The organism is Variovorax paradoxus EPS, assembly GCF_000184745.1.
Classification (GTDB): domain Bacteria; phylum Pseudomonadota; class Gammaproteobacteria; order Burkholderiales; family Burkholderiaceae_C; genus Variovorax; species Variovorax paradoxus_C.
Genome location: NC_014931.1, coordinates 2,872,136 through 2,894,114, shown reverse-complemented (window position 1 = coordinate 2,894,114; position 21,979 = coordinate 2,872,136). Strand labels below are relative to the sequence as shown.

Below are 21,979 nucleotides of genomic sequence, written 5' to 3'. Positions count from 1 at the left end.
GACTGAAAAGTCGATTCCTAACAACCGGGCGTTGTATAGCGCGATGTTCTGTGTTCTATGCAGCGGTTGCCGCCTCGGCCGCGCGTACGGCGGGCGCCGTCAGGTCCACGCTCTTCGCACCGTCCACCCCATACGGAACATCGCCCGCGACCGTCACCCGGCGCACCACCCGGTGCTGATCGCCGTAGTCGTTGATCGCGTAGTGCTGCGTGGCACGGTTGTCCCAGATCGCCACGTCGCCCTGTGTCCAGCGCCAGCGCACCGTGTTCTCCAGCCGGTGCACATGGCTCTGCAGCACGCTCAGCAGATGCTGGGAGTCATAAGTCGAATGGCCGACCAGCCGCTTCACGAAGTGGCCCAGCACAAGGCTGCGCTCGCCGGTCTCGGGGTGCACGCGGACCACCGGGTGCTCGGCTTCGAGGAGGCGCCGGGTGAACACCTCCTTGTAGCGCTTCACACCTTCGTCGGCCAAGTCGGCGGGCTGCCGCGAGGCGGCGTAGTCGTAGTCGTTGCCATGCACCGCGCGCAGCCGGTCAGCCAACGCCTTCAGGTCGTCCGACAGGCTTTCGTAGGCTGCCACGGTGTTCGCCCAGACGGTATCGCCACCGTAAGCCGGAATCACGACCGCGCGAAGGATCGACACCTGCGGATACGCCACCTCGAAGGTCACGTCGGTGTGCCACGAGTTGGCGCGGCCGCCGTGGCGCGAGTCGAGTTCCAGCAGCTTCGTGCCATCCATCGAGGGCACGGTCGGATGCGGCACCAGCTCACCCCAGAGGCGGCCGAAGGCTTGCTGCTGCGCGTCGTCCAGGTGCTGCTGGCCGCGGAAGAACAGCACCTTGTGCTTGAGGAGTGCCGCCTTGATGGACCTGAACACCTCCGGCTGCAGTTCGCCCGAGAGCCGCACGCCGCGCACCTCGGCACCGATGTGGCCGGCCTGCCGGACGATGTCGAGTTCGTTGTTGTTGTTGTCTTCTGCAACGACGGGGGAAGAAAGAACAGCGCTCATCGAAGGTGCCTCTTGGGGTTGATTCCAAAGATTCTGTGAGTCGCCTTCCCGGGCCGGAAGGAAGCTGTTCGCAGTTCCTCATGACCCATTCGACTAAGCCATGTTGGCTATATCGACCTGCGCGAAACAAAGGCACAGTCGCGCGATGGATCACAAAGTCATCACCCTCATCAAGTGGCTCTTCCTGGCCATCGGGCTTCTGCTGCTGGTCGGCGCCATCTTCGTCGACCCCGAGGGCAAGCTCGCCCTCACGATCATGGGCGTGATCTTCGCGGGCATCGGCGGCGGCATCATCGCCTTCGGCCGCTGGAGCGCACAGAAGGAAGCCGACCTGCGCCAGAACGGCCAGCTCATCGAGGCCGAGTTCCAGGAGGTCGAGCAGAACGGCAGCATCGAGGTGAACGGCGAGCACCCCTACCGCATCGTCGCCAAATGGCACGACACATCGAACAATCGCCTGCACGTGTTCCGCAGCGCCAACCTCTGGTTCGATCCGACGGACTACGTGCAGGAATGGATTCCGGTCTACATCGATCGGAACAACCCCAAGCGCTATCACATGGAGACGTCGTTCCTGCCCAAGCTGCAGTGAGCGGGAAGAAAACTCAGCCCGCCCGGTCCTCGTCGCTGGCAGCTTTGTCCTTGGGCTTCATGCACAACAAGACCACCATCAGGGCATGCGAAGCCGTCACGAAGACGACCGACGCCAACAGCATCCAGTGCTCGACTGAATCCCACCGCCAGCGACGAAGGTCATCGCGGTGAATGAAGGCCAGCATCCCTATTCCCACCAGTGGAAGAAGCATCGCCCCTGCGATCGCGAGGTGACCACTGCTGATTGAGGAAACACTTTTCTCGGTCACGATTTTCTTGCTCACCCAGTGCCCCATCTATCGACAAAAGGCAGAGAGTTTGAGTGAGAAAAAGGTTAACCAAGAATATCAATAGTTGATCTAAAGAGCTTTTTGATTCGATGAATTCCTCCCAGGTGGAGATCGAATTGAACGAAATACGGCGCACGGCAAAAAGCCGCCCGAAGTCCGAAGAACCTCGAGCGGCCCGCTTGATAAAAATACGGTGGAAACCGCCTCAGAGCTTCGCGATCGAAACCTCGGTCGACTTCACGAGCGCGACCACGTCGGAGCCGACCTTCAATTGCAGTTCGTCGACCGAGCGCGTGGTGATGACCGAGGTCACGATGCCCCAGGCGGTTTCGACATCGACTTCGGAGACGACGTCGCCGCGGATGATTTCGCGGACCTTGCCCTTGAACTGGTTGCGCACATTGATGGCTTGGATGGACATGATGGTTTCTCTTTCAGGTTGAAGAAATAAAGCAAAAAAGGATGGGATTGATCGGACGGAGGGGAGATCAGACGATTTCCGCCACCTCGTCGAACGCGAGCCGCGGCCCGCGCTCGAACGTGCCGGCGTGGTCGGCCACGCCGAGGTTCACGAGAAAGTTGGCGCGATAGCGACCGTCGGGAAAGAACGCCTTGTCGACCAGGTCGGCGTTGCAGCCCGACTGCGGCCCCACGCCCAGGCCGAGCGAGCGCGCCGCCAGGATCAGGTAGGCGCCCTGCAGGCTGCTGTTGCGAAACGCCGTGGCCGCTGCGGCCTCGGCGCTCTTCTCGAAGAAGGGCTTGGCGTCGTAAGCCGGGAACTGCGTGGGCAAGTGCTCGTAGAAGCGCGTGTCGTGCGCCACGATCACCGTCACGCCCGCAGCCAGCGTCTGCGCCGTGTTGCCGGACGAGACCGCAGGCTTCAGCTTCGCCTTGCCCTCCTCGCTGCGCACGAACACATAGCGCGCGGGCTGCGCGTTGTAGGCAGTCGGTCCCCACTTCACGAGGTCGTAGAGCTTGTGGATCAGTTCGTCGGTGACAGACACCGGCTTGAAGGCGTGCACGGTGCGCGCCTTGCGGAAGAGCTGGTCGAGAGCCGCCTCGGGAATGGCGTTGAGTGTTGTCATGGTTTTCCGTTCATCGAAGCGGTCAGGACGCAGCCGCGAGCGCCACATCGAGATCCGCGAGCAGGTCGTCGATGTGCTCGATGCCTACCGACAGGCGCACGGTGTCTTCCGTCACGCCGGCCTTGGCCAGTTCTTCGGGCGAGAGCTGCCGGTGCGTGGTCGATGCCGGGTGCGTGGCCAGCGAGCGCACGTCGCCGATGTTCACGAGGCGCGTGAAGAGCTTCAGCGCATCGAGGAATTTCGCGCCGCCTTCACGGCCGCTGCCGATGCCAAAGGTCAGCACGCCGCTGGACTTGCCGCCGAAGTACTTCTGCGCGAGCGCATGGTCGGGGTGGTCTTCGAGCGCCGCGTAGTTGACCCAGTTCACGGCCTTGTGCGTCTTCAGGTGCTGCGCCACCTTGAGCGCATTGCTGCTGATGCGGTCCATGCGCAGCGCCAGCGTCTCGATGCCCTGCAGGATCAGGAAGGCGTTGAACGGCGAGATGGCCGCGCCGGTGTTGCGCAGCGGCACCACGCGCGCACGCCCGATGTAGGCGGCCGGGCCCAGCGCCTCGGTGTAGACCACGCCGTGGTAGCTCACATCGGGCTCGTTCAGGCGCTTGAAGCGCTGCTTGTGCTCGGCCCACGGGAACTTGCCCGAATCGACGATCGCGCCGCCGATGCTGGTGCCATGGCCGCCCAGGTACTTGGTGAGCGAATGCACCACGATGTCGGCACCGTGCTCGATGGGCCGGCTCAGGTACGGCGAGGGCACGGTGTTGTCCACGATCAGCGGCACGCCGTTACGGTGCGCGATCTCGGCAATGGCCGCGATATCGGTCACGTTGCCCGCGGGGTTGCCCAGCGACTCGACGAATACAGCCTTGGTCTTGTCGTCGAACAGCTTCTCGAAACTGCTCGGATCGCGGTGGTCCGCAAAGCGCGTGGTGATGCCGAACTGCGGCAGCGTGTGCGCAAAGAGGTTGTAGGTGCCGCCGTAGAGCGCCGTGCTGCTGATGATGTTGTCGCCGGCCTCCGCGATGGTCTGGATCGCGTAGGTCACGGCCGCCTGCCCCGAGGCCAGCGCGAGCGCCGCGATGCCACCTTCGAGCGCGGCCACGCGCTGCTCCAGCACGTCCTGCGTCGGGTTGTTGATGCGGGTGTAGATGTTGCCCGGCACCTTCAGGTCGAACAGATCGGCGCCGTGCTGCGCGCTGTCGAAGGCGTAGGCCACCGTCTGGTAGATCGGCGGCGCGACGGCGCGCGTGGTCGGTTCGGGCGAGTAGCCGGCGTGGACCGACAGGGTTTCGAATTTCCAGTTCTGCGACATGCGAGAGCCTTTCAGGGGTGGAAAGAACAAAAAGAAAAAGAGGCAGGAAGAAGAACAACAACAGTCCGTTCACGCTGAGCTTGTCGAAGCGCTGCGCAAGGCTTCGACAAGCTCAGCCCGAACGGTTATGGGCATCAAGCGGTTGTAGACGTCGAACGGCTGCGGGCATCAGATCGCCCAGCGCAGTGCATGCGCAGGTGTTCCAAGCCAGCTGGCGTCGGCGCTGCTCTCAACCTCTTCGGGAGTTCCGGGCTTTTGCAGCACCCTGTCGAGGATGCGTTTTTCGATGGCTGCGAAGGCCGGGTCGCCCTGTGAGCGCGGGCGGGCGAGCGCGATGTTTTCGTCCAGCGCGATGCGGCCGTCTTCGATCAGGATCACGCGGTTCGCCAGGGCCACCGCTTCCTGCACGTCGTGCGTCACCAGCAAGGCGGTGAAGCGGTGGCGCTGCCAGAGGTTCTCGATGAGCCGGTGCATCTCGATGCGGGTGAGCGCGTCGAGCGCGCCCAGCGGCTCGTCGAGCAGCAGCAGGCGCGGGTGATGCACCAGCGCCCGTGCAAGCGACACGCGCTGGCGCTGTCCGCCCGACAGGCGCGCCGGCCATTCGTTCTCGCGGTCGGCCAGGCCGACCTGCGCGAGCACTTCCTTGCCGCGCGGCTTGGCGTCGTTCGACAAACCCAGCGTCACGTTGTCGAGCACGCGGCGCCAGGGCAGAAGGCGCGCCTCCTGAAACATGATGCGGGTGTCGTCGTGCAGGCCGTTCACGGCCTTGCCATCGGTGTAGAGACCGCCGGAGGTCGCTTCTTCGAGCCCCGCGATCAGCCGCAGCAGCGTGCTCTTGCCGCAGCCGCTGCGCCCCACGATGGCGATGAACTGGCCGGGCTCGATGGTGAGCTTGGTGTTGCGCAGCACGTCTCGCGTGCCATAGCGCTTGTGCAGGCCGCGCGCTTCGAGGCGCACGCCGCCGGCAATAGCTTGGGCCTGGGCTTGGGCCCGGGGTTGGATGTCTTTCAGAACGGCACTCATGGGCTTCAGGCTCCGGGTTTGAACAGCGCGACGTCGAGCGCATTGAGTTTCTTGGGCAGCAGCTTTTCACCGAAGAACGCATCCGCGATGCGCTGCTGCTCGGTCAGGCCATCGGCCACGACCGGGCGCACCGCGTAGCTGCGGCGGCTGTTGGCTTGTTCGATGGTGGCGGCGTCCAGGCCCCACACGGGCGACAGCAGCGCGGCGGCTTCCTTCGGGTTCTGCTTGACCCACTTGCCGGTCTTCTCGAGCTCGGCGTAGACCACGCGCAGCACATCGGGCCGCGCCTTCGCGAACTTGGTGCTCGCGAGGTAGTAGCGCTGGTACGACGCGATGCCCGCGCCATCGGCCAGGATGCGCACCTTCGACTGGCGCTGCGCGGCGGCGAGGAACGGGTCCCACACGACCCACGCGTCGATCGCGCCCTTCTCGAAGGCGGCGCGCCCGTCAGCGGGCGTGAGGTAGGCGGGCACGATGTCCTTGAACGAGAGGCCGGCCTTCTCCAGCGCGGCGATCAGCAGGTAATGCGCGCCGGCCGCTTTCGCGAAGCCGACCTTCTTGCCCTTCAGATCAGCCACGGTCGTGATCGGCGAGTCTTCGCGCACGACGATCGCCTGCGCGGCGGGCGAAGGCGCTTCCTGCGCGATGAAGGTCAGCTCGGCGCCAGCGGCTTGCGCGAACACGGGCACCGTGTCGGCCACGTCGGCACTGATGTCCAGGTTGTCGAGGTTCAGCGCCTCTAGCAGCGGCAGGCCGCTGGTGAACTCGTGCCAGCTCAGCGTGGCATTGAGCGGCGCGAGCTGCTTTTCGAGCGTGCCCTGGGCCTTGAGCAGCGTCGTCAGCGTCGACGACTTCTGGTAGCCGAAGCGCACGGTGACGGGTCGCGGTGCGACGCCTTGCGCCAGCACGGCACCAGCGCTCAGAGCACCCAGCGTGGCAATGGCCGTGCGGCGGGAAATGGAATGGTTCATTTGCCCTGCCCTCACTTCGGCTTCTTCTGATAACCGGGGTGCCAGCGCAGCCACCACTGCTCCAGGCCGCGTGCGAACAGGTCGGCCAGCTTGCCGAGCAGCGCATACAAGAGGATGCCCACCAACACGATGTCGGTCTGCAGGAACTCGCGGGCATTCATCGTGAGATAGCCGATGCCGGCCTGCGCCGAGATGGTCTCGGCCACGATCAGGATCACCCACATGAGGCCCAGCGAGAAACGCAGCCCCACGAGGATCGACGACAGCGCGCCCGGCAGGATCACCTCGCGGTACAGCTGCCAGCGCGAGAGGCCGTAAGTGCGGCCCATTTCGATGAGTTGCGGATCGACGTTGCGGATGCCGTGAAAGGTGTTGAGGTAGATCGGAAAGAACACCGACACCGAGATCAGGAACAGCTTGGCCGATTCGTCGATGCCGAACCACAGGATCACCAGCGGAATCAGCGCGAGCGCGGGGATGTTGCGCACCATCTGGATGGTCGAGTCGAGCAGCGTCTCGGCGAACTTCACCGAGCCTGTGAGCAGGCCCAGCGCCAGCCCGGCGCCGCCGCCGATGGCCAGGCCCGCGAGCGCACGGCCCGCGCTGACCTTCACATGCGTCCAGAGTTCGCCGGACACGGTGAGCGACCACGCGGCCTTGACCACATCGACCGGTGCCGGCAGCACGCGCGTCGACAGCCAGCCGAGCGACGAGGCGATCTGCCAGAAAACGATGAGTCCCACCGGCACGAGCCAGGGAATGAGCCGACCCGCCACGTTGAGGCCGAAGGCCTTGAACGCGTTGCCGGTGCCTGCGCCTTCGTCGGTGGAAGTCACCGGGAGTTTCTGCACTTGTTCAGTCATGGGGCGTCCTTGTTCAGCTTTGCGAGACGAGGCGCGAAGGTGCGTCGAGATTCGCGACGACTTCGCCGAACGGGCCGCTCAACGAACCACCGGCGAGTTGCTTCTTCGCCTTGCGCGAGAGCAGCGGGAACACCAGCTCGGCGAAGCGGTAGGCCTCTTCCAAGTGCGGGTAGCCCGAGAGAATGAATTTGTCGAGACCGAGGGCCGCGTATTCCTCGATGCGCGCCGCGACGGTCTTCGCGTCGCCCACGAGCGCCGTGCCGGCACCGCCGCGCACGAGCCCCACGCCGGCCCACAGGTTCGGCGAAATCTCCAGCTCTGCGCGCGAGCGCTTCGCACCACCCGCATGCAGCGCGGCCATGCGGCGCTGACCTTCGGAATCCATGCGCGCGAAGGCGGCCTGGGCGCGGATGACGGTGTCGTCGTCCACGCGGCTGATGAGTTCTTCGGCGGCCTTCCACGCGGCCTCTTCGGTCTCGCGCACGATCACGTGCAGGCGGATGCCGAACTCGACACGGCGGCCCTGTTTCTCGGCGCGGGCGCGCACATCGGCGATCTTCTTGGCGACTTCGGCGGGCGGCTCGCCCCAGGTCAGGTACGCATCGACCTGCTCTGCCGCGAGGTCGTGCGCGGCCGCCGACGAGCCACCGAACCACACGGGCGGGTACGGCGTCTGCACCGGCGGATACAGCAGCTTGGCGCCCTTCACGCTCAGGTGCTTGCCTTCGAAGTCGTAGCCCTGGCCATCGTGGCTGCGCGTGAGGATCTCGCGCCAGATGCGGATGAACTCGGCCGACTGCTCGTAGCGCGACGCGTGATCCAGATAGACACCGTCACCTTCGAGCTCGGCCTGGTCGCCACCGGTCACGAGGTTCACCAGCAGGCGTCCGCCCGAGAGCCGGTCGAAGGTCGCGGCCATGCGCGCGGCGAGGCTGGGCTGGTGCAGCCCCGGACGCACAGCAACCAGGAACTTGAGCTTCTTCGTCGAACCGATCAGGCTGGAGGCGATCACCCACGGGTCTTCGCATGAACGGCCGGTGGGAATCAGCACGCCTTCGTAGCCGAGGTTGTCAGCGGCGCCTGCGATCTGCTGCAAGTAGGCCAGATCGATGGGCCGCGCGCCCTCGCTCGTGCCGAGATAGCGGCTGTCGCCGTGCGTGGGGAGGAACCAGAAGATCTGCATCATGCGACTCCCGCGCCGGCGGCTTCGAGCACGTTGATCTTCTTGGGGATCAGCTTGAGCTCGAAGAAGGTATCGGCGATCTTCTGCTGCTCGGCGAGGATGGCCTTGGTGATCGGCGTGATGCCGTAGGGCGTGCGGGCCGTGGTGATGTCTGCCACCGGCTTGGGCAGGCCCCACAAGGCCGCCAGCTCGGCAGCGAGTTGCCCCTTGTTCGCGGAGCCCCAGGCTTCGACCTTGTTGATCTCTTCGACCGCAATGGCGATCACGTCGGCGTTCTTCGCCACGTAGTCGAGCGACGAGAAGTAGTAGGCGCGGTTGCCGACAACGCCCGTGGCGTCGGCGAGGATGCGTGCGTCGATCGACTTCTCGGCGGCTGCGAGGAACGGGTCCCAGATCACCCACGCATCGACCGAGCCCTTTTCGAATGCGGCACGCGCATCGGACGGCGGCAGGTAGGCCAGGTTCAGGTCGGCATACGAGAGGCCGTGCTTCTCGAACAGCTTGACGATGAAGTAGTGGACGTTCGAGCCTTTGTTGAGCGCGATCTTCTTGCCCTTGAGGTCGGCCACGGTCTTGATGGCCGAGCCCTTGGGCACCAGCACGGCTTCGGTCTGCGGGCGGTGCTGCGTGGCGGCCACGTAGGCCAGCGGCGCACCGGCGGCCTGCGCGAAGATGGGCGGCGCTTCGCCGACATCGCCGAAGTCGATGGAACCGACGTTGAGCGCTTCGAGCTGCACCGGGCCGGCCGTGAACTCGGTCCACTTGACCGTGACGCCCAGCGGCGCGAGCCGCTTCTCCAGCGTGCCGCGGCCCTTCAGGATGTTGAGCGTGCCCTTCTGGTTGCCGATGCGGAACTGGCGCGCGGGCGCCTGGGCCAGTGCGGCGAACGAAGGCAGCGCGATGGCTGCGGCTGCGCCCTGGATCAGGCGGCGGCGAGGAATGGAAATACGGTTCATGGCTGTCCTGGGGTGTTGGGGCGCCACGCGGTCACGCGGCGGAAATGAAGCTCACGATCAGCGCAATGGCGCTGACGACGATGGCGCTGACGACGAGGTCACCCAGCGCGTGCCAGAAGGAACGCGGTGGCGTCTCGAGTGCTGAGTCTTCGGTGGCGATGGGGTTCATGCGGGGATTCCTTGGTGCAAAACTTTGGGCAAAGCTGTCCCTGAGCGGCCAATGAGGCAGCCTTGAATCTTTCGGGAAACACCGAGGAACCGGCTTCGCCGGGCCTCAGGTGTTGCCCCCGGTAGGGGGTTGGCGTAGCGACACGAAGTGCGCGCAGCCTGGGGGCGAGCCCTTAAACACTACATCGCACGCGAGAAAACGGCACGGGTTCGAATCCGTGCGTTGCGGGCAGCTTCAGGCCTTCGGTCGCAAGCACCTCGACGGCCTCGTTCAGTCGCTCGGCCAGGTCGTTGTGCACCTGGTAGGCGTTCGCGGGCGTCAGCACGATCTGCGAATCGCTCGCATAGACGCCCGGCAGGATGTGGCGCGCCGCCAGCGACTGCAGCACGGGCCGCAGTGCGTAGTCGAGCGCGAGCATGTGATGGGGGCTGCCGCCGGTGGCCAGCGGGAGCACGGTCTTGCCCTTGAGCGCGTCCTGCGCGAGCAGATCGAGAAAGACTTTCAGCACGCCGCTGTAGGCCGCCTTGTAGACCGGCGTAGCCACCACGATCACGCGGGCCGCCGCCACCTGGGCGATGGCCCTCTCGATGGCCGGATGGTTCCACTCGGCCAGCAGCAGCGCCTGTGCCGGCAGGTCGCGGATCGCGAGCCGCTCGATGCGGGCATGGCGTTTGGCCAGCCGCTCGCCCACGGCCTCGAGCAAGGCGGTGGAGCGGGACGGGGCCGAGGGGCTACCGGCAATCAGGAGAACGGACACGGGAGGCTTTCGGTTTTCTTCGGAGAGGTCGAGGCGTGCCGGGTCGCGGCGCTCGCGAAACGGGCGCCATGAAAACCGGCTCGGTAGCGCGGATTACTTCTGCTTGGTTGTGTAGATCTGGTCGAACGAAGCACCGTCTGCGAAGTGCTCCTTATCGGCCTTCGCCCACCCGCCGAAGGCTTGGTCGATGGTCACCAGCGTCAGCTTGGGGAACTGCTTGTCGTACTTGGCCTTGGCCTTTTCGGACGTCGGGCGGTAGAAGTTGCGGCCCGCGATGTCCTGGCCTTCGTCGGAGTAAAGGTACTTCAGGTACTCCTCGGCCACGGCGCGGGTGCCCTTCTTGTCGACGACCTTGTCGACGACCGTCACGCTGGGCTCGGCCAGGATGGAGATGGACGGCACGACGATTTCGAACTTGTCCGGACCGAATTCCTTCAGCGCCAGGAAGGCTTCGTTTTCCCAAGCCAGCAGCACGTCGCCCACGCCGCGCTGCACGAAGGTGATGGTCGAGCCGCGCGCGCCGGTGTCCAGCACGGGCACGTTCTTGAACAGGTTGCCGATGTATTCCTTGGCCTTGGCGTCGCCACCGTACTTGCGCTTGGCAAATTCCCAGGCGGCCAGGTAGTTCCAGCGGGCGCCGCCCGAGGTCTTGGGGTTGGGGGTGATCACCTGCACGCCGGGCTTGACCAGGTCGTCCCAGTCCTTCAGGCCCTTGGGGTTGCCCTTCTTCACCAGGAACACGATGGTCGAGGTGTAAGGGGCCGAGTTGAGCGGGAGGCGCTTTTGCCAGTCGGCCTTGACCAGGCCACCGTGGGTGACGAGCGCATCGATGTCGCCGCCGAGCGCCAGCGTGGCCACGTCGGCATCGATGCCGTCGATGATCGAGCGGGCCTGCTTGCCAGAGCCGCCGTGCGATTGCTTGACCGTCACGTCCTGGCCGGTCTTGCCCTTCCAGTACTTGGCGAAGGCCTGGTTGTAGTCGACGTAGAGCTCGCGCGTCGGGTCGTACGAGACGTTCAGCAGCGTCACGGGGCCCTTGGCGGCCGCTGTTCCTTGGGCAAACGTCGGCAACGCCGACAGGGCCAAGGCACCGGCCACGCCGGCACCCAGGGAAAGCTTGATAAAGTCGCGGCGAAAGCTCATGGTGTCTTGCTCTAAAAAGGCATATCAATGAAGCTGCGTATTCTCAATACGACATATAGAAACTGGAACGACCAAGTTCTCAGTTCTAAATAGCTAAATCAACTAAGCGACACGCTTACCCCACCCAAGAGGCAAAAAAATGGCACGCATGGTTCAGTGCATCAAGCTCGGCAAAGAGGCCGAAGGGCTCGACTTCCCGCCCTATCCCGGCGACCTGGGCAAGCGCCTGTGGGAAAACGTCAGCAAGGAAGCCTGGGCCGCCTGGCTCAAGCAACAGACCATGCTGGTCAACGAAAACCGGCTGAACCTGGCCGATCTGCGCGCCCGCCAGTACCTGGCGCGGCAGATGGAAAAGCATTTCTTCGGCGAAGGCGCCGACGTGGCGCAAGGCTACGTTCCTCCTCCAGCGGCCTGAACTTTCCTGCCCGTCGTGACCGCTGAGCCAGTGGCCTGGCGCGCCGACGGCGTCCCGAGCAGCGAACGCTTCGACGACATCTATCACACCGAAACCGGGGCGCTGGCGCAGGCTCGCCATGTGTTCCTGGGCGGCTGCGGCCTGCCGCAAGCCTGGGCCGGGCAACCGCAATGGCGGATTCTCGAAACCGGCTTCGGGCTGGGCCTCAATTTCCTGGCGACTTGGCAGGCGTGGCGTTCGGATGCAAACCGGCCGCGGATGCTGCACTTCGTCTCGGTCGAGGCGCATCCGGTCGGGGCCGGCGATCTCTTTCGGGCTGCCGAGGCGTATCCGGAACTGGCCTCGCTGGCCGGCGAGCTGGTCGCGCAGTGGCACGGACTGCTGCCAGGCTTTCACCGCCTCGCCTTCGACGAAGGCCGCGTCCTGCTCACCCTGTGCATCGGCGACGTGCAACCGATGCTGCGCGCCCAACGCTTCGAGGCCGACAGCATCTTCCTCGACGGCTTCGGCCCCGAGCGGAATCCGGCGATGTGGTCGCCCGACACGCTGAAGGCGGTGTCGCGATTCGCCCGTCAGGGCACGGGCCTCGCCACCTGGACCTATGCAGGTGAGGTGCGCAATGCGCTTTCGCAGAACGGCTTCCAACTCGAAAGGCGCCCCGGCCTGCCGCCCAGGCGCGACTGCCTCGGCGGCGTCTTCGCACCGGCCTGGACGGTGCGGCGCCGCGGGCCAGCGCCCGAGCGAATCGCGGCGCCGGGCCGCTGCGCCGTGATCGGTGCCGGCCTCGCGGGCGCGGCCGTGGCCGCGAGCCTCGCGCGGCGCGGGTGGCAGGTCACGGTGCTCGATGCGGCCTCGCGCCCCGCCTCGGGCGCTTCCGGCCTGCCGGTCGGCGTGCTGGCGCCCCATGTGTCTCCCGACGACGCCCTGCTCTCGCGCCTCACGCGCGCGGGCATCCGTGCCACCTGGCTCGAATTGGAACGACTGCTTGAAGAAGGCCACGACTGGCGCGCCAGCGGCGTACTGGAACGGCGGCCCGAAGGCGATACGCGCGTGCCTGCCAACTGGAGCGACAACGGCCCCAATGAATCGTGGCCTGCAAGCGCCGAACAGTTGAGCGCAGCCGACCTGCCGGTCGATGCGCCCGCCATCTGGCATGCGCGTGCCGGCTGGGTGCGTCCGTCACGGTTGATCGAGGCCTGGCTGCGTCAGCCGGGTGTCGAGTTCCGCGGCAACGCTTCGGTGGCGCGAGCGACCCGAGGCGCCGACGGCTGGCAACTGTTCGATGCGGCAGACCAGTTGCTGATCGCAGCAGACCGCGTGGTCGTCGCCGCCGGCTTCGAATCGGGCCGCTTCGCTCCGGGGCTGCCGCTGCAGCCGGTGCGCGGACAGGTCGCGTGGGGCCACCTCAACGCCAGCGCCCTCCCGGCCACGCCGCTCAACGGCGACGGCCACTTGATCGCCAACGTGCCCGATGCCGAAGGCGCCCTGCTCTGGCTGACAGGCGCCACCTTCGACCGCGACAGCACCGACCTCGCTCCGAACACCGATGACAGCGCCGCGAACCGCGACCGCCTCGCCCGGCTGCATCCCGCCGCAGCAGCCGCATTGGCGCCGGCCTTCGAGCGCGGAGAAGTCAACGCCTGGGTCGGTGTGCGCTGCGCCTCGGGCGACCGTCGGCCGCTGGTCGGCCCGCTGACCGCGGAGGCGAATGGCCTCTGGGCCTGCACCGCATTGGGCTCGCGCGGTCTCAGCTTCGCGGCCCTTTGCGCCGAACTGCTGGCCGCGCAGTGGCATGGCGAACCGCTGCCGTTGCCCTCCACGCTGGCCAAGGCGCTCGGCACTCAGCGGCTTTAGGAGAGCGTCGCGCCGGAAGGCGGAGGTGCCAGCAGATGGTCGATCCGGCTGTCGCCATAGGTGCGCACCACTTCGGAGATCACCACCTTGTAGCCATCCAGCCAATTCGCCTGCGCCGCCTTGGCTTGCTGGTGCACCGGGTGGCGAATCAGCGCTTGGAGGTTGTCGAGCGAGTCCCAGTAGTAGACGTTCGACACCAGCCCGTTGCCCGTGTTCTCCCACGTCTCCTCGCCCAGGTAGCCGGGCAGCGACTTCGCGGCCGTCGCGATGGTCCGGTCGAGGCGATGGAATTCGTCGTCGAACTGCTTCTTGGCGAAGATGAAGGTGGCGGAGTACATGGCGGCCGGAATCCCCTTGAGAAGAACGCTCAAACATCGAGCGGGCGCCGATTCTGCGGCATTCGCCCACAAGAACAAGCCACTGCGCGCGCCGCGAACGCACGAGAATGCCCCATGGCCATCCAGTACGACATCACGCACACCACCATCTATCGCTACAACAAGCCGGTCACCTTCGGTTTGCACCGGGTGATGTTCCGGCCCCGCGACAGCCACGACCTGCGCGTGCTCGCCACCGATCTGCAGGTGAGCCCCCAGGCTTTCACGCGGTTGATTCAAGACCCGCATTCCAACTCCGTCGCGTTGGTACAGCCGATGGGCGAAGCGACCGAGCTGCGCATCGTGTGCTCGTTCACCATCGAGCATGTGCCGGCCCAGCAAGACCAGCTCGCGCTCGATCCGGCAGCCGAGTTCCTGCCCTTCGCCTACTCGGTGCAGGAGCGCCTGGACCTCGAACACTACCTGCGCCCGCACCACGAGGACGATGCCAGCGGCACGCTGATCCGCTGGGCGCACCAGTTCCTGCACAGCGACAAGCCCAACAACACGCGCGAAGTGCTCACGCGCATGAACGCGCACATCGGCCAGAGCCTCGAATACAAGGCGCGCGACGAAGAAGGCACGCAAACGCCGCTGGCCACGCTGGCGCTGGGCAGCGGCAGTTGCCGCGACTACGCGCTGCTGATGATGGAAGCCGCGCGCCGTCTGGGCATCGCGACCCGCTTCGTCTCGGGCTACCTCTACGACGCCGCGCTCGACCGCGCCGCCCAGGCGCCCGGCGAATCGATGACGGGCGCTGGCACCACGCACGCCTGGCTGCAGGCGTACCTGCCGGGCATCGGCTGGCTGGCGTTCGACCCGACCAACAACCTGATGGGCAGCGGACAACTCATCCGCGTGGGCGTCACGCGCGACCCGGCGCAGGCTGCGCCGATCTCGGGCAGTTGGTATGGCGACGCCGAGGCGTACGAAGGCCTGGACGCCACGGTGGTGGTCACCCGCCGCAAGGGCTGATCTCTCCCCAGGTTCCATGCCGGTGTCGCGCACGGTGTCGCGCAGGAGATAGCAGCTACGGGAAAGCCCGGGCCGATGCGCCCGGCATCGCCCCTACGCTGCGCCGCCGGTCAGCGAAATAGCACGGTCGTTCTTCATGGCCGTCCGGGCAGCGCTGCGCCGGCGATCTTCAACCAAGAACCCAGAAGAAACGGAGAGAGACATCCCATGCATTCCGCGCGCCTGACACTCCTTGCCCTCGCCACCAGCCTTGCCGTCGCATCCTGCGGCGGTGGGGGCGGTGGAAACGGTTTTGCCTTCACGCCGCTGCCGCCGGCTCCTGCGCCCGCGCCGCCAGCGCCGCCTCCGCCCGCACCGCCGCCAGTCCCCGAGGAAACGCGCGTGCAGGACACCCGCAATTCCTTCGCGCCAGCCGACCCCTCGGCCACCACGTTCGCGGCACTCAAGGCCGACGCCGGCGACAAGATCGACAACGCCACCACCAGCCGCTGGTCGGGCATGCTCGGCGGTGCGCAGTACCGCGTGGAAGTGCCGTCCAACTGGAACGGCCGGCTCGTGATGTACGCACATGGCTACGTGGGCGAAGGTAACGAGCTGAAGCTCACGAATCCGTCCATCCGCCGCTATCTGATCCAGAACGGCTATGCGTGGGCAGCATCCAGCTACAGCAAGAACTTCTATGACGTGCGCGCCGGCGTGGAAGACACCAATGCGCTGGCATTGGAGTTCAACAAGATTGCCAAGGCCAACGGCCGAGAGCTCCCCGCACCTTCACAGCTCTACATCACCGGACACTCGATGGGCGGCCACATCACCGCTGCCGCAATCGAGGACGAAGCCTTCGCCACCGCCAACCACAAGGTGAAGTACAACGGCGCCGTGCCGATGTGCGGCGTGGTCGGCGACACGGAGCTGTTCGACTACTTCGCGGGCGCACAGGTCACGGCACAAGCACTCGCGGGCCTGCCGAAATATCCGACCGCCAACTGGTTGGACATCCGTGCTCAGGTCACGTCGACGCTGTTCACCGCCTTCCCCTCGACGCCCACTGCCACGGGTGCGAAGTTCGCTTCGGTGGTGCAGAACCTGACCGGTGGCCAACGTCCCATGTTCGACCTCGGTTTGATGGCGGGCGGCTCGTTCGCTGCGGTCTGGGGCGTGTTCGGCAGCGACGGCACGGTCACCGGCATCCTGAACAAGAACACGCTCGACACAAACCGCTTCACCTACACCATCGACGGTGACGTGCCGGGATCGACAGCGTTGAACGGCTCGGTGCTCAAGCTCACTGCGGCCACGGACGCCAATCGCCTGCGCACCGATGGACTGCGCTGGATTCCCAAGGTCAACGGCGAATTCAAGATCCCGGTGGTTTCGCTGCACACGTTGGGCGACCTGTACGTGCCCTTCAGCATGGAACAGATCTACAACAAGCGCGTAGCAGCCAAGGGCAACAGCGACTGGTTGGTGCAGCGTGCGATCCGCGGGATCACGCATTGCGACTTCACGGTTGCCGAACAGGTCGAAGCCTTCGCCGAAATGGTCAAGTGGGAGCGCGGGGGACCGAAGCCCGCAGGCGACGACGTGGTGACGCCGGCGACGGTGGCCGACACGAACTACGGCTGCAAGTTCACGCGCCCCCTGGGCACGGTGGATGAAAACCCGTCATTCCAGGCCTCGCGCACCTACGCACTGACCCATTCGGCGGCTTGCCCTCCTTGAACGGGATGGGCCACTAGCTGGGGCTTCGATTCACCGGCCGGGCGGCACCGCCGCCCGCGCCGCTGCAAGCTTCGCTTCCAGCTCCGCGACGAGCGCCCTCGCCTCGTCGCCTTCCGGAATATCCCGGCCGCTATCGCGCCATGCGACAGCGCTCTTGAACCCTTCCGCCTCCGCCTGCCGGCGAAACCACATCCCCTCGGGGTTGTGCCGCGTGATGCCGTCGAACACGGTCGCGAACATCTGCGTCTGCTCCAGCCCCATCGAATGCCACACCTGGTTGACGACCAGCTTGTGCATCATCAAATGGGAGCGCGGTACGCCCGCGATGCGCTGCGCGAGCTTCATCGTGGCGTCGTCCAGCTGGTCGGCCGGCACCGAGAAATTGGCAAGGCCCCATCCGGCCGCCTGTGCACCGTCGATGGTGTCGCCGGTGAACATCAGCTGCTTCGCGCGCAGCGCGCCGAGCCGGTAGGTCCACATCGCCGTCGTCGGGCAGCCCCACACGCGCGTGGGCATGTAGCCGATGCGCGCGTCGTCGGCCATGGTCAGCAGGTCGCAGCACAGCGCGATGTCGCTGCCGCCGGCCACCGCATAGCCGTGCACCTTGGCGATGGTGGGCTTGCGGCAGCGCCACAGGGCCATGAAGTCGTCGGTGTTGCGCTTCATGGCGGCGTAGTCGAGCATCGGGTCCCAAGGCGTTTTTTCTTGCCGGCACGGGTGGTCGCCCTCGCCTTCGCGGCCATGCCCCTCGGCGTAGTCGCCGAGGTCGTAGCCGGCGCAGAACGCGCGGCCCGCGCCTTCGACCACGATGACGTGCACTTCATCGTCGGCCTCGGCCCATTCGACGGCCTGGCGGATTTCCGACGGCGTGGTGTCGCCGATGGCGTTGAGCTTCTCGGGGCGGTTGAGCACGAGGCGCGCAATGCGTGGATGCTGCGGGTCCTTGTCGATCAGGACGGTCTTGAAGGCGGGCATGGTCTTGTGTCTCCTTGGGTTGGGTCGCGCTGCTTTTGTAGCATCGCGCCCGGGCCGGCCGGCACAGGCAAACCCAGGGGGAGTCCGAGGGGAGTACCACGCGGTGACCGCATCGAGCGGCTGAACCGTCACGCCGGCCCGGAGACCGAATCGCGTCAGGCCCCCGCCGCACCGCCCAACTGAAAGCGGAACACCGCCCCCTTGCCCGCCTGCGGCACCAGCCGGATGTCGCTGCCGTGCAGTTGCAGGATGCGCTGCACGATCACCAGCCCCAGCCCGCCGCTGCCCGAGCCGTCGCTGCGCGCACCGCTCATGAACACGGGCCGCACGAAGAGGCCCTTCTGCAGCTCGCCCGGAATGCCCGGGCCCGTGTCGCTCACCTGCACCGCCACGCCGGCGTTCGCTGGGCGCAGTTGCACTTCGATCTCGCCGCCGGCCGGCGTATGGCGGATGGCGTTGTCCAGCAGGTTGGTCAGCACGCGCTCGATCATCCCGAGATCGGCCGACACGACCGGCAGGCCCGGCGCGATGTCGGGCCTGAGCTGCTGGTGCCGGGCCTCGGCCGCGAGCTCGAACTTCTGGAACACGTCCTGCACGAGATCGGCGAGCGCGAAGTTTTCCTTCTCGGGCTTGACCACGCCGTATTCGAGCCGCGCGAGTTCGAACACCTCCTGCGCGAGCCGGCCCACCTTGCGACTCTGACCGAGCGCGATCTCCAGGTAGCGCCGGCGCTCTTCGTCGCTGAGCGTGCCGGCCTTGAGCAGCAGCGTTTCGAGATAGCCGTGCAGCGAGGTGAGCGGCGTGCGCAGGTCGTGCGAGATGTTGGCGAAAAGTTCGCGGCGCTGCTGGTCCGAAAGCGTGAGCTCGCGCCATTGCTCGGCGATGCGGCGCGTCATCTGCGTGAAGGCCTGGCCCAGCAATGCGATTTCATCGGTGCCGTGCGAAAGCCTTTCCAGCTTGGGCGTTTCACTTTCGAGCGAAGCGATGCCCTCGGTCTCGAAGCGCTTGACCGCCTTCGTGAGTTCGCGCAGCGGCCGCGTGATGAGCCTGAAGGCTGCCAGTCCCGCGATCAGCCCGAGCAGCGCGACCAGCGCCATCGACCATAGCGTGGTGCGCAGCACGTTGTCGGTCGCGACGTTGGCCGCGAGCGCGTCGTAGTCCTCGCCCTGCAGCACCACATACACGTAGCCGGCATCGCGGCCGCCCATCTTCAGCGGTGCGGCACTGAACACCTTGGCCGCATCGGCGCTGCGCGGGTCGTCGCCGAGGATGGGCAACGGCGCGCCCGAGAGCAGCTTGCGGATCGGCTCCAGCGCCACTCGCTCGCGCTTCATGTGCCCGGGCGGCGCGGCCTGCGCCTCGATGCGGCCGTCCAGGCCCAGCAGATAAACCTCAACGCTGGGGTTCACGGCCATCAGCTTGTCGAACAGGTCCTTCACCGCGGCCTGGTTGAGGCCGCCGGGCTGCATCAGTTCGGTGTTCTCGGCAATATGCGCGGCCAGCCCGCCCGAAAGGCGCTGCACCACTTCTTGTTCATGCAGCCCGCTCGACCGCATCTGCAGCCACGCCGATGCGCCGTAGCAAGCCAGCAGCAGCACAGCGAACACCATCGAGAGACGGCGAGAAAGCGTGGCCCAAGCCATCACGCCCCTCCCTCATCGCCCGCGCCGGTCGGCGAAAGCTTGTAGCCCCGCCCCCACACGGTAAGGATGCGCCTCGGCTCCGCCGGATCGGTCTCCACCTTCGTGCGCAGCCGGTTGATGTGCGTGTTGACCGTGTGCTCGTAGCCGTCGTGCTGGTAGCCCCACACCTGGTTGAGCAGGTCGAGCCGCGAGAACACCTTGCCGGGGTTGCGCGCAAAGAAGTACAGCAGGTCGAACTCGCGCGGCGTGAGCTCGATGAGCTTGCCGTCCACGCGCACCTCGCGCGCCAGCGGTTCGATGTCCAGGTTGCCCAGCGTGAGGCTGCCCGACTCCATGCGCGCATTGCGCGCCAGCGCATCGGTGCGCCGCATCAGCGCCTTCACGCGCGCCACGAGTTCCAGCACCGAGAAAGGCTTGGCCAGGTAGTCGTCGGCGCCCAGCTCCAGCCCGAGGATGCGGTGCACTTCGCTCGAGCGTGCGCTGATGATGATGATCGGCGTGTAGCGCGCCATGGCCCGTGCTCGGCGGCAGATCTCGAGGCCGTCGACGCCGGGCAGCATCAGGTCGAGCACCAGCGCGTCCCAGTTGCCGCGCTCCAGTTCGCGCAGGCCCGCATGGCCGTCGGCGGCGTGTTCGATGGCATAGCCTTCGTCGCGCAGGTGCATGCGCAGCAGTTCGGCGATGTGGGCGTCGTCCTCGACGATCAGCACGCGTTTGGGGGTGTCCATGGCGCCGATTGTCCCGCGATACGGATTCCTGAGTTATCACGATTAATTGAACTTTGCGTGATGAATCAGCCATGGGGTGCGCTCAAGAATCCAGCCCATGAACAGCACCGCCCTCGCAAGCATTGCCCCCGATGCCCGCCCCATCCATCCGCTGTGGATGCGCATCACGCACTGGCTCAACGCCTTGGCCGTGCTGATGCTGGTGACCAGCGGCTGGCGCATCTACAACGCGGCGCCGTTCTTTGCGTTCAGCTTTCCGAGCGGGATCACGCTGGGCGGCTGGCTCGGCGGTGCGCTGCAGTGGCACTTCGCGGCGATGTGGCTGCTGGTGTTCAACGGCTTCGTGTACCTGGCGATCAACATCGCCAGCGGCCGCCTCGCCGCCAAGTTCTTCCCGGTCACGCCGGCCGGCATCTGGCACGACGCGCTCGCGGCGCTCAAGGGCAAGCTCTCGCATGCCGACCCGCGCCGCTACAACAGCGTGCAGCGCCTGGCCTACCTGTTCGTGATGCTCGACATCGTCGTCATCGTGCTCTCGGGCCTGGTGCTGTGGAAGTCGGTGCAGTTCGCCGTGCTGCGCGACCTGCTGGGCGGCTATGAGTTCGCGCGCCGCATTCACTTCTTCGGCATGGCATCGCTCGTCGCCTTCGTGGCCCTGCACCTGGTGATGGTCGCCCTCGTGCCCCGCACCCTCCTCACCATGATCCGCGGCCGTGCGCCCAAAGCCTGACATGAGAATCTTCAAAGCCCCCAAGATGACCGGCGTCGACGGCGATGCCGTGGTGCGCGAGGCCCGCACGCTGATCGCGAAGAACCTCGACCAGCCCGCGCGCCGCGCCTTCCTGCAGCGCTCGCTCACGCTGGGCGGACTCTCGCTGCTCACCGGATGCAGCATCAGCGACGACAGCCATGTCGAAGCCGCGCTCTCGAAGATCTCGCGCTTCAACGACAAGGTGCAGGGCCTGATCTTCAGCCCCACGCAACTCGCGGAGACCTACCCCGAATCGATGATCACGCGGCCCTTTCCGTTCAACGCCTACTACGGCGAGGACGAAGTCCGCGAGGTCGACGAAGCCACCTACAAGCTCGAAGTGACCGGCATGGTCGCCGACAAGCGCAGCTGGACGCTGCCCGAGCTGCGCGCGATGCCGCAGCACGACCAGGTCACGCGGCACATCTGCGTGGAAGGCTGGAGCGCGATAGGCAAGTGGGGCGGCGTGCGCTTCGCGGATTTCCTTCGTCACATCGGCGCGGACACCACCGCCAAGTACGTCGGCTTCAAGTGCGCCGACGACTACTACACCAGCATCGACATGCCCACCGCGCTGCATCCGCAGACGCTACTGGCGCTGACCTACGACGGCGAAACGCTGCCGCCGAAGTACGGCTTCCCGATGAAGCTGCGCATGCCCACCAAGCTTGGCTACAAGAACCCCAAGCACATCAAGGCGATGTTCGTCACCAACACCTACACAGGTGGCTACTGGGAAGACCAGGGCTACAACTGGTTCGGAGGGAGCTGAGGCGTCTTCATGACAACTCGACTGCCGATGAAAAGCGCGAAAGCAAAAACCTCAACTCAACCTCAACTCACTCAAGGACTTCCAATGAACAAGCTCACCGCAACCCTGCTCGCAACCTGCATGGCCTTCGCCGGCGCTTCGGCCTTCGCCGCGGACACCATGGCGAAAGACAGCATGGCCAAGGATTCGATGTCGAAGGACGGCATGAAGAAGGACTCGATGGCCAAGGATTCCATGGCCAAGGACGGCATGAAGAAGGATTCGATGGCCAAGGACTCGATGTCCAAGGACGCCATGAAGAAGGACAGCATGGGCAAGGACGAGATGAAGAAGTAAGGCAAGCGCCATTGACGACCGGTGGATTCGGCGGCAATGTCGCCGCCACCGGCTTTCTGCATTCAGCGCATCCCCCAAG

At 65.8% G+C, this 21,979-nt stretch carries 25 protein-coding genes; 8 read left to right on the top strand and 17 right to left on the bottom strand.

Annotation, left to right across the window (positions count from 1 at the left end):
* Nucleotides 1–55 precede the first annotated feature (55 nt).
* On the bottom strand, nucleotides 56–1,009 hold the full coding sequence (locus VARPA_RS13425; RefSeq protein ID WP_013541108.1) for a TauD/TfdA dioxygenase family protein: 954 nt from the start codon (nucleotides 1,007–1,009) through the stop codon (nucleotides 56–58).
* A 145-nt stretch (nucleotides 1,010–1,154) separates the two neighbouring features.
* On the opposite strand from VARPA_RS13425, the gene VARPA_RS13420 reads away from it, so the two are divergent.
* Entirely contained in the window at nucleotides 1,155–1,601 is a 447-nt protein-coding gene (locus tag VARPA_RS13420) for a hypothetical protein (RefSeq protein ID WP_013541107.1), read from the top strand.
* A 13-nt stretch (nucleotides 1,602–1,614) separates the two neighbouring features.
* Here the strand turns inward: VARPA_RS13420 and VARPA_RS13415 are convergent, their stop codons facing one another.
* From VARPA_RS13415 to VARPA_RS13365, 12 genes are all read right to left on the bottom strand, one after another.
* On the bottom strand, nucleotides 1,615–1,887 hold the full coding sequence (locus tag VARPA_RS13415) for a hypothetical protein (protein ID WP_144298974.1): 273 nt from the start codon (nucleotides 1,885–1,887) through the stop codon (nucleotides 1,615–1,617).
* A gap of 211 nt (nucleotides 1,888–2,098) precedes the next feature.
* A complete protein-coding gene (locus tag VARPA_RS13410; RefSeq protein ID WP_007829250.1) occupies nucleotides 2,099–2,314 on the bottom strand; it encodes a TOBE domain-containing protein in 216 nt (71 codons plus the stop codon).
* 67 nt (nucleotides 2,315–2,381) lie between these two features.
* Nucleotides 2,382–2,978 carry a malonic semialdehyde reductase gene (locus VARPA_RS13405; protein ID WP_013541105.1) on the bottom strand — a complete coding sequence of 199 codons (597 nt, stop codon included), beginning with the start codon at nucleotides 2,976–2,978 and terminating at the stop codon, nucleotides 2,382–2,384.
* A gap of 22 nt (nucleotides 2,979–3,000) precedes the next feature.
* Nucleotides 3,001–4,287: an O-acetylhomoserine aminocarboxypropyltransferase/cysteine synthase family protein gene (locus tag VARPA_RS13400; RefSeq protein WP_013541104.1), complete on the bottom strand. Its 1,287-nt coding sequence runs from the start codon at nucleotides 4,285–4,287 to the stop codon at nucleotides 3,001–3,003.
* A gap of 168 nt (nucleotides 4,288–4,455) precedes the next feature.
* Nucleotides 4,456–5,310, bottom strand: a complete 855-nt coding sequence (locus VARPA_RS13395) for an ATP-binding cassette domain-containing protein (RefSeq protein ID WP_013541103.1) — start codon at nucleotides 5,308–5,310, stop codon at nucleotides 4,456–4,458.
* Nucleotides 5,311–5,315: 5 nt separating this feature from the next.
* Entirely contained in the window at nucleotides 5,316–6,281 is a 966-nt protein-coding gene (locus tag VARPA_RS13390; RefSeq protein ID WP_013541102.1) for an aliphatic sulfonate ABC transporter substrate-binding protein, read from the bottom strand.
* Nucleotides 6,282–6,292: 11 nt separating this feature from the next.
* Nucleotides 6,293–7,144: an aliphatic sulfonate ABC transporter permease SsuC gene (gene ssuC / locus VARPA_RS13385; RefSeq protein ID WP_013541101.1), complete on the bottom strand. Its 852-nt coding sequence runs from the start codon at nucleotides 7,142–7,144 to the stop codon at nucleotides 6,293–6,295.
* A 13-nt stretch (nucleotides 7,145–7,157) separates the two neighbouring features.
* A complete protein-coding gene (gene ssuD / locus VARPA_RS13380) occupies nucleotides 7,158–8,327 on the bottom strand; it encodes an FMNH2-dependent alkanesulfonate monooxygenase (protein ID WP_013541100.1) in 1,170 nt (389 codons plus the stop codon).
* Nucleotides 8,327–9,283, bottom strand: coding sequence for a sulfonate ABC transporter substrate-binding protein (locus VARPA_RS13375; RefSeq protein ID WP_013541099.1), 957 nt, complete (start codon nucleotides 9,281–9,283; stop codon nucleotides 8,327–8,329). The genes ssuD and VARPA_RS13375 overlap by 1 nt, the downstream gene beginning before the upstream one ends.
* A gap of 31 nt (nucleotides 9,284–9,314) precedes the next feature.
* Nucleotides 9,315–9,452, bottom strand: a complete 138-nt coding sequence (locus VARPA_RS31365; protein WP_013541098.1) for a hypothetical protein — start codon at nucleotides 9,450–9,452, stop codon at nucleotides 9,315–9,317.
* Between the two features lie 172 nt (nucleotides 9,453–9,624).
* Nucleotides 9,625–10,209 carry an NADPH-dependent FMN reductase gene (gene ssuE / locus VARPA_RS13370; RefSeq protein WP_013541097.1) on the bottom strand — a complete coding sequence of 195 codons (585 nt, stop codon included), beginning with the start codon at nucleotides 10,207–10,209 and terminating at the stop codon, nucleotides 9,625–9,627.
* A gap of 93 nt (nucleotides 10,210–10,302) precedes the next feature.
* On the bottom strand, nucleotides 10,303–11,352 hold the full coding sequence (locus tag VARPA_RS13365) for a sulfate ABC transporter substrate-binding protein (protein WP_013541096.1): 1,050 nt from the start codon (nucleotides 11,350–11,352) through the stop codon (nucleotides 10,303–10,305).
* A 139-nt stretch (nucleotides 11,353–11,491) separates the two neighbouring features.
* Here VARPA_RS13365 and VARPA_RS13360 point away from each other — a divergent pair, with 139 nt between their 5' ends.
* Both VARPA_RS13360 and mnmC read left to right on the top strand, forming a co-directional pair.
* Nucleotides 11,492–11,767 (top strand): oxidative damage protection protein, encoded by a 276-nt coding sequence (locus VARPA_RS13360; RefSeq protein ID WP_013541095.1) that lies wholly within the window; start codon nucleotides 11,492–11,494, stop codon nucleotides 11,765–11,767.
* 15 nt (nucleotides 11,768–11,782) lie between these two features.
* A complete protein-coding gene (mnmC, locus tag VARPA_RS13355; protein ID WP_013541094.1) occupies nucleotides 11,783–13,621 on the top strand; it encodes an FAD-dependent 5-carboxymethylaminomethyl-2-thiouridine(34) oxidoreductase MnmC in 1,839 nt (612 codons plus the stop codon).
* Here mnmC and VARPA_RS13350 read toward each other — a convergent pair.
* Nucleotides 13,618–13,959: an antibiotic biosynthesis monooxygenase family protein gene (locus VARPA_RS13350; protein ID WP_013541093.1), complete on the bottom strand. Its 342-nt coding sequence runs from the start codon at nucleotides 13,957–13,959 to the stop codon at nucleotides 13,618–13,620. The two genes, mnmC and VARPA_RS13350, sit on opposite strands and share 4 nt — an antisense overlap.
* Before the next feature lie 114 nt (nucleotides 13,960–14,073).
* Here VARPA_RS13350 and VARPA_RS13345 point away from each other — a divergent pair, with 114 nt between their 5' ends.
* Nucleotides 14,074–14,973 (top strand): transglutaminase family protein, encoded by a 900-nt coding sequence (locus tag VARPA_RS13345; protein WP_013541092.1) that lies wholly within the window; start codon nucleotides 14,074–14,076, stop codon nucleotides 14,971–14,973.
* Nucleotides 14,974–15,180: 207 nt separating this feature from the next.
* Nucleotides 15,181–16,695: an alpha/beta hydrolase family protein gene (locus VARPA_RS13340; RefSeq protein ID WP_013541091.1), complete on the top strand. Its 1,515-nt coding sequence runs from the start codon at nucleotides 15,181–15,183 to the stop codon at nucleotides 16,693–16,695.
* A 30-nt stretch (nucleotides 16,696–16,725) separates the two neighbouring features.
* Here VARPA_RS13340 and VARPA_RS13335 read toward each other — a convergent pair whose 3' ends face one another.
* The 3 genes from VARPA_RS13335 to VARPA_RS13325 form a co-directional block, all read right to left on the bottom strand.
* Nucleotides 16,726–17,670: a crotonase/enoyl-CoA hydratase family protein gene (locus VARPA_RS13335; protein WP_013541090.1), complete on the bottom strand. Its 945-nt coding sequence runs from the start codon at nucleotides 17,668–17,670 to the stop codon at nucleotides 16,726–16,728.
* 155 nt (nucleotides 17,671–17,825) lie between these two features.
* Nucleotides 17,826–19,313, bottom strand: a complete 1,488-nt coding sequence (locus VARPA_RS13330) for a sensor histidine kinase (RefSeq protein WP_013541089.1) — start codon at nucleotides 19,311–19,313, stop codon at nucleotides 17,826–17,828.
* Nucleotides 19,313–20,041: a response regulator transcription factor gene (locus tag VARPA_RS13325; RefSeq protein ID WP_013541088.1), complete on the bottom strand. Its 729-nt coding sequence runs from the start codon at nucleotides 20,039–20,041 to the stop codon at nucleotides 19,313–19,315. The genes VARPA_RS13330 and VARPA_RS13325 overlap by 1 nt, the downstream gene beginning before the upstream one ends.
* 97 nt (nucleotides 20,042–20,138) lie before the next feature.
* Between VARPA_RS13325 and VARPA_RS13320 the strand changes: the two genes are divergently transcribed.
* The 3 genes from VARPA_RS13320 to VARPA_RS13310 all read left to right on the top strand — a co-directional run bounded on the left by VARPA_RS13320 (nucleotide 20,139) and on the right by VARPA_RS13310 (nucleotide 21,900).
* Complete coding sequence (locus VARPA_RS13320; RefSeq protein WP_013541087.1) at nucleotides 20,139–20,771, top strand: cytochrome b/b6 domain-containing protein; 633 nt, start codon at nucleotides 20,139–20,141, stop codon at nucleotides 20,769–20,771.
* Between the two features lies 1 nt (nucleotide 20,772).
* Complete coding sequence (locus VARPA_RS13315) at nucleotides 20,773–21,564, top strand: molybdopterin-dependent oxidoreductase (protein WP_013541086.1); 792 nt, start codon at nucleotides 20,773–20,775, stop codon at nucleotides 21,562–21,564.
* Between the two features lie 84 nt (nucleotides 21,565–21,648).
* Nucleotides 21,649–21,900, top strand: a complete 252-nt coding sequence (locus tag VARPA_RS13310; protein ID WP_013541085.1) for a pentapeptide MXKDX repeat protein — start codon at nucleotides 21,649–21,651, stop codon at nucleotides 21,898–21,900.
* Nucleotides 21,901–21,979: the final 79 nt, after the last annotated feature.